A 5,732-nucleotide genomic window follows, 5' to 3' on the forward strand; every position below is an offset into this window, starting at 1 on the left:
GAAGGCTGTCCCCAAGTTAATCACCGATTGCTGTAAGGCTACAACCGATACACCCGACAGCCAGCTTCGGGATGGGTCTTTCTTGGCTTGGGTAATGACCAGGCGTTGCAACTGGGCATTGCTGGGCTACTTCTCACCCTGAGGAATCGCCTTCATCAGAGCTAGGGCATCGTTCCACACCACACGACAACATCCGAACAGCTTGGCTAACTCGGTTGGCTGACCTGGGGTGGGATAGATTCTGTACTGATATCGGCTTTTCATGATGCTAGGATACCAAAGATAGAGAGGACTGGGGCGATAGACTCCAGCAGAAAAGCCGCCCTGGAAGGGCGGGGCTTCAGACCCATTAGTTTTGGTGAGGTTTGGGAATCACCGTGGCTTTAGTCCGGTGAGGAGTTCAATGACTGTCAAACACTATAGTTTTTGAATTCGATGTTCGTGCCAACGAATCATAATAATCATGGTGACAAAGAGGGTATATCCCGGTTCTTCCATTTGGGAAAAAATAAAGCCACAGGAGGCAACTGATAAAATTGTGAATCGGCAAAAATCATCTTTACAAAGGTGAGCCCAAACGATATATCCTAAAAATAAGTAACTAGCAAGTCCTAACCAACCTGTATCTCCCCAAATTCCTGCCCAACCCCAAAGGGGAGAAAACATACTTGATTGATCTCCTAACCAACTGTTTATGACGGCTTGCCATGTTTCAAAGGTTGCGGGGTGAGAGGTGACACCTAATGGTCCGAGGAGATGTTCATATTCTCTAATCATCCATCCTCCTAAACGTCCTACGGTATGTCCTGGTCCCAAGCCAAATAAATGATGTAAAGGGGTGGTCATGTGAGAAGAAATGATGCGAATTGAAGCTGTTTTGAGTAGGGTCGCTTCTCCATCTGGGCCATAAATTTCTGGTCTTGCCCAAGTGTTGAAAGCGGAACAAGCGGGAATGTTTTGGGCGCAAAATAATAGACCATAAGCGGCTAAAAATCCTCCGATTAACCATTGAATGGCTTCAACGATGCTGGTGAATTTTGTCAAAATTAACAACGCTGCTCCCATAAAGAGAAATAGCATGACTTGTTTACTGTCGGAGACTAACATTTGCCAAAATCCCCATGTTAAGGGAAGAAGTCGTTTCCATAGGGGAGCATTTTTTTCGCTGACCCAATAATATAGACCAAAGGTTAAGGCAACGGATGAGCCAACGACATGACCTGCTCCGGATTCATAAAAAATTCCTTGAATATAGTCGGGATTCCAATATTTTGGGTGCATTTTGAATTGCACAAATAGAATATATTGGGCGGTTGCCCAGATGAGATTACAAAAACCGAAACGAATGACCCACATTCGGAACCAACTAACTCGTTTAGGATTCATGGGAACACAAGCCATTGTTAGGGCAAGGACAAAAGGTTCTCCAAAGAGGAGGAAATTGACTATAACGTTAATGATGCCAGCATCGTTGAGTAGGGCGCTGGCAAACATGATCCAAAGGAATATAAATAAGCCTGCAAATAGCATCCAAGAAATAGCGGTTTGTTCGCGATCTTTGGAACGGCTTTTAGTTAGAGCAATCCAACAAGCTAAGGGGATGGTGGCAAAGTGGGCAAAGTTAATAAAGGAGGGGAAGCCTATGCTGTCAAGCACTCGAGAAAAATAGGCACTAGCAAAGGCTAGGAGAATAAGGGTAGAAGTTTGAATATATCCTCTGTTCTCTTCTTCTGCTAATTGCACTTTATGGAGTTGAGTTAAGCGAGGATTCATGATCTTCGTTGTGACATATTCCTAACTTTAGTTAGAGTCTGCTGAATATCCCTCTAAGCAATGTTAATACGGCTTTGGGTCATTTTAAGTGTGAGAAACTGCAAGATTTTAGGGATAAATAATCAAAAAGGTCTGCCTTTTTTCGATTCCCCCTGTTCCCTAGCTTCACGAGTAGAGTTATTCAGCAAGCCCTAGTTAAGATTGTTCTGAATGACTTCTCGAACTCGATAAATGGGGCGATCTTGAGATTCATGATAGGTGCGCATCATTAGTTCGGCAAGGAGTCCAAAGCTGAAGAGTTGAAGGCCTGTGAGTAGAAGTAGGACGGAGAAGATAAGGAGGGGGCGATCGCCAATGTCTTGACCAAAACCTAGCTTAAGGATGGTGAGGTAACTGGCGAGGATGATACCGAATAGGCTAGAAACAATCCCTAATACCCCAAAAACGTGCATAGGACGGGTTAAAAACTTCTTCATGAAGTAGACGGTGAACAGATCCATCATGACGCGCAGAGTGCGTCCTAGACCGTATTTACTGCGACCGTGTTGGCGAGGGTGATGGCGAACGGGAAGTTCGGTGATGCGAGCGCCTTCGATAAAGGCTAGGGCGGGGAGAAAACGGTGGAGTTCTCCGTAGAGGTTAAGGTCGGCGGCGATTTCGGCTCGATAGGCTTTGAGGGAACAGCCATAATCATGGAGTTTAACGCCGATAATTTTTCCGATGAGCCAGTTGGCTATTTTGGAGGGAAGTAGGCGGGTTAAAGCGGCATCTTGGCGTTTTTCACGCCATCCACTAACGAGATCATAGCCTTCGTTGAGTTTGGCGAGGAGGCGGGGAATATCGGCGGGGTCGTTTTGGAGGTCGCCATCGAGGGTGACAATGACTCGTCCTTGAGCATGATGAAATCCGGCGGACATGGCGGCGGTTTGACCGTAGTTTCGACGGAGGAGGATGGCTCGGAGTTGGGGAAATGCTTGGGTTTGAGTTTTGAGCCATTCACTAGAACCGTCTTGAGATCCGTCGTCTACGCAGATGAGTTCGTAGGTCAATCCGGTGTTGTTGAGACTTTGGGCGATCGCTTCTAATAGTTGGGGTAGACTTTCTACTTCGTTGTAAATGGGGACAACAATGGATAGTTCTGGTTTAAAAGGAGAATCTAAGCTTAGATTTTGGGCATTGTCAGATTGGTTAAGAGGGTTCATAAGTTTAACTGAAAAACCCCATCGCCTTGTGCATGGGGAGGGATAGGTGTGTTTGTTGTTTAGGGTGCGGGTCTTCTGACGACATTCAGATAAATCGTCATTAGCTTCTCATAGTTTTGTTCGGCTGTGTATTTTTGCAAAAATTCTGCTCTGGCGTGGTTTCGCATTTGTTGCAAGAGTTGGGGATGGGCGATCGCATAATCGACTTGACTAGCTAAATCTGCCCCATCACCGGGTCGGAATTTTAAACCTGTCACCTGATCTCGGACTAATTCGGCGATCGCCCCAATATCCGATGCTACCACTGGAGTTCCTTTGGCAAAGGCTTCTATCGCTACTCGACCAAAGGTTTCATACCATTTCGAGGGAAAAACTAAAAACAAAGCCTCTCCCATTAACTTATAAACCTCTGTTAGGGGTTGTTTTCCTAACCACTCAATATGGGGAAAACGTTCTGTGGCTCTGACTACCCAATCCTTTAGGGGACCTTCTCCCACAATTTTCAAGGGAACAGGATGGGCTAATTTTTCCCACGCTTCTAATAAAACGTCTAATCCCTTTTCTACCGACAACCGACCTACATAAAGAGCATAACCCCCCTTGCCTTGGCCTTGTCCGGGGTCAGGACTGACAAAATTTGGTTTCACGACAATTTTCTCTTCTGGTAAACCTGCCTCAATAAGTTTATTTCGCGCAAATTGACTTAAGGCAATAAACTGATTGACCTGTTTATGCCAAGTCTGTAAAAGGCGGTGGGTCGTGATCATTGCTGTTGTCACCCCAGTAACAAGACGATTGTCTCGGTAGCACGCATGAACAATTCCGGGGTAGGGAATAAACTGGCCTAAACAGTCTTCACACACTTGACCTTGGCGAAAAAATAGCCCGTTGGGGCAAAGGAGACGGTAGTTTCTCAGACTTTGGACAACGGGGACTCCTTCCCTTTGAGCCGCATAATAAACCGATGGAGAAATGAGGGGGAAAAAGTTCTGAACATGAATGACATCAATCTTGTGTTGGCGGATTTTATCCCGAACTATCTTATATGATTCCCCTGACCAAATTGTGCGACTAGCTAATTGGAAAGAGTTGAATGTTTTCATTCGTTCTTCATCATTGGTTTCTTGGTAGAACTCGACGATTTCTCCCCGAGAACGTAATAACTTTTCTTCCGCCGCTGAGGATTCATCTTCTCCCCCTCGAATCTGATATAAATTATGAATCATTAAAATACGCATAGTAGTTGCTTGTATCAAGTGGGTTTTCTGGCAACACTCAGATAAATTTCTTCTAAACGTCGGGTTTGTTGCGCTCGATCAAAGTGCTTTACCATTTGCTCTCGTCCCTCTCGGCTAAACTGTTGCCATAACTCAGGATTTCTGAACAGTTCTAAAATGTACCCTCCTAGTCCCTGACTGTCTTGTTCTGGGGTGAGAAATCCGGTTTTCTCGTGAAAAACTACTTCAGGAATACCTGCGTGATAGGTACTGACTACTGGGAGTCCCATAGCTTGGGCTTCTAAAATGACATTGGGGAGTCCTTCTGAATCTCCTTCTGGAGAGGTGATGCTAGGAGTGGCTAAGATTTGGGCTTGATTCATCCATGTTTTGACTATTGTTTGGGGTTGAACACCTAGAAATTGGTACTGTTTTAAGGTTTGATGGGCAAGGGTTTCTAGGTCTTGTTTCAGGGGACCATCCCCAATGATTACTAATTTTACGTTGGGTAATTGCTGTTGAACTTCGCTCATGGCGAGTATGAGGAATTTAACCCCTTTTTTCTCGGTTAAACGACCTACAAAAAGAACTGTCGGTTGACGGGAAATCTGAGGATTGGGGCTAAATTTCTGGATGTCAACTCCGTGATAGTGGGTGATGATTTTCTCTGGGGGAAAACCTTGTTCTAACAATTTTTGCTGGAGAAATCGACAGACGGTGAGGAAAAGGTGACTGTCTTGCTGGAGTTGAGGTAGTCGTTGAAAATAGAGCCAGTGGTTGAGGGAGGTATAGCGGGCTGAATCGGCTCTGATTGTGGCATCTGCGCCCCGATAATGGACGATGAGGGGAATTTTGAGCGATTTTGCCCAAGGCAGGGCTAAAGTGCCACTGAGTCCAAATTGGGCATGAATGAGTACGGGGTCAAGGGCGCGGATTTTGGCATAGAGTTGAGGTGCAAATCCGGTGAGTTTAAAGATTTGTTCTTGTAGTTTGCCCACTGGACCGCCTTGATTGACGACCCAAGTTCGATCGCTTGGTAATTCTAAACCTTCTACCCGTCGTGACCCCACATAATACCCCTTGAACTCTTGAAACTGTTCCACCGGGTCGCGAATAAAGGTTTGAGAGGGGGGAAGTAATAAACTGCTAAAAATAATCACATTTTTCATGCCACTTTTTCGATTAAGTTTTACTTTGGACGTAGATTATTTTGTTGTTGTTTTTCTGTTGTGAGTCTGTGATTGTTAGATTTCATCTGCCTTCTTTGTGTCTCGTCTCTCCTACCGGAAATTTTCGATTAGAGCTTCACTGTTCTAGCGCGACTTATTATTGATTGATAGAATCCTCTGAGAACTATGTTATCATGGGAGTCAATAAGAGACACAAATGCTATTTGTCGAATTTAAGGTTTACGCCAGAAGTGTTGAATCGGTACTTATGAACTAGGTAAAAATGGACATAGTAACCCTGTCAAGAGGTAAATTTAACCAGGTGGGACTAGCTCTTTAAACCAGTGTACATAGCTAATTTTTTGGCACAT

Annotated in this window: 4 protein-coding genes and 1 pseudogene; all 5 read right to left on the minus strand. The window is 44.9% G+C overall.

Translation table 11 applies throughout. From position 1 onward, the window contains the following. Positions 1-264: pseudogene (locus K4A83_RS23760) on the minus strand (helix-turn-helix domain-containing protein); the annotation flags it as partial. 153 nt (positions 265-417) lie between these two features. Continuing rightward, positions 418-1,773: a hypothetical protein gene (locus tag K4A83_RS21605; protein ID WP_265266777.1), complete on the minus strand. Its 1,356-nt coding sequence runs from the start codon at positions 1,771-1,773 to the stop codon at positions 418-420. A gap of 191 nt (positions 1,774-1,964) precedes the next feature. Further along, entirely contained in the window at positions 1,965-2,975 is a 1,011-nt protein-coding gene (locus K4A83_RS21610) for a glycosyltransferase family 2 protein (RefSeq protein WP_265266778.1), read from the minus strand. A gap of 59 nt (positions 2,976-3,034) precedes the next feature. Beyond that, positions 3,035-4,213: a glycosyltransferase gene (locus K4A83_RS21615; RefSeq protein WP_265266780.1), complete on the minus strand. Its 1,179-nt coding sequence runs from the start codon at positions 4,211-4,213 to the stop codon at positions 3,035-3,037. A gap of 14 nt (positions 4,214-4,227) precedes the next feature. Then, the gene (locus K4A83_RS21620; RefSeq protein WP_265266781.1) at positions 4,228-5,361 is read right to left on the minus strand and encodes a glycosyltransferase; all 1,134 of its coding nucleotides are present in this window, start codon (positions 5,359-5,361) and stop codon (positions 4,228-4,230) included. Between the last annotated feature and the right edge of the window lie 371 nt (positions 5,362-5,732).

It is taken from the genome of Spirulina subsalsa FACHB-351 (genome assembly GCF_026130165.1).
Taxonomy (GTDB): domain Bacteria; phylum Cyanobacteriota; class Cyanobacteriia; order Cyanobacteriales; family Spirulinaceae; genus Spirulina_A; species Spirulina_A subsalsa_A.

Excerpts from the sequence above, each read along its gene's own strand:
- K4A83_RS21605 (WP_265266777.1), bottom strand. The coding sequence starts at position 1,773 with ATGAATCCTCGCTTAACTCAACTCCATAAAGTGCAATTAGCAGAAGAA.
- K4A83_RS21610 (WP_265266778.1), bottom strand. The coding sequence starts at position 2,975 with ATGAACCCTCTTAACCAATCTGACAATGCCCAAAATCTAAGCTTAGAT.
- K4A83_RS21615 (WP_265266780.1), bottom strand. The coding sequence starts at position 4,213 with ATGCGTATTTTAATGATTCATAATTTATATCAGATTCGAGGGGGAGAA.
- K4A83_RS21620 (WP_265266781.1), bottom strand. The coding sequence starts at position 5,361 with ATGAAAAATGTGATTATTTTTAGCAGTTTATTACTTCCCCCCTCTCAA.